Below are 1,198 nucleotides of genomic sequence, written 5' to 3' on the forward strand. Positions count from 1 at the left end.
AACACAGTGGACGCGAGCAACTGAGGACAAGCCCTCGGCCTATTAGTACCGGTCACCTCCACACGTTACCGTGCTTCCAGATCCGGCCTATCAACCCAGTCGTCTACTGGGAGCCTTACCCCATCAAGTGGGTGGGAGTCCTCATCTCGAAGCAGGCTTCCCGCTTAGATGCTTTCAGCGGTTATCCCTCCCGAACGTAGCCAACCAGCCATGCCCTTGGCAGAACAACTGGCACACCAGAGGTTCGTCCGTCCCGGTCCTCTCGTACTAGGGACAGCCCTTCTCAAGACTCCTACGCGCACAGCGGATAGGGACCGAACTGTCTCACGACGTTCTAAACCCAGCTCGCGTACCGCTTTAATGGGCGAACAGCCCAACCCTTGGGACCGACTCCAGCCCCAGGATGCGACGAGCCGACATCGAGGTGCCAAACCATCCCGTCGATATGGACTCTTGGGGAAGATCAGCCTGTTATCCCCGGGGTACCTTTTATCCGTTGAGCGACGGCGCTTCCACAAGCCACCGCCGGATCACTAGTCCCGACTTTCGTCCCTGCTCGACCCGTCGGTCTCACAGTCAAGCTCCCTTGTGCACTTACACTCAACACCTGATTGCCAACCAGGCTGAGGGAACCTTTGGGCGCCTCCGTTACCCTTTAGGAGGCAACCGCCCCAGTTAAACTACCCATCAGACACTGTCCCTGATCCGGATCACGGACCCAGGTTAGACATCCAGCACGACCAGACTGGTATTTCAACGACGACTCCCCCCGAACTGGCGTCCGGAGTTCACAGTCTCCCAGCTATCCTACACAAGCCGAACCGAACACCAATATCAAACTGTAGTAAAGGTCCCGGGGTCTTTCCGTCCTGCTGCGCGAAACGAGCATCTTTACTCGTAGTGCAATTTCACCGGGCCTATGGTTGAGACAGTCGAGAAGTCGTTACGCCATTCGTGCAGGTCGGAACTTACCCGACAAGGAATTTCGCTACCTTAGGATGGTTATAGTTACCACCGCCGTTTACTGGCGCTTAAGTTCTCAGCTTCGCCCCACCGAAATGGAGCTAACCGGTCCCCTTAACGTTCCAGCACCGGGCAGGCGTCAGTCCGTATACATCGCCTTACGGCTTCGCACGGACCTGTGTTTTTAGTAAACAGTCGCTTCTCGCTGGTCTCTGCGGCCACCCCCAGCTCAGAC

1 rRNA gene (cut by a window edge) is annotated in these 1,198 nt (G+C 56.8%); it reads right to left on the reverse strand.

The features are described 5' to 3' along the window. Window positions 1-22: 22 nt before the first annotated feature. Window positions 23-1,198 (reverse strand): 23S ribosomal RNA (locus tag ACWCQ1_RS51865) (it continues 1,641 nt past the right edge of the window).

The sequence above is a fragment of the Streptomyces sp. NPDC002144 genome (genome assembly GCF_053593695.1).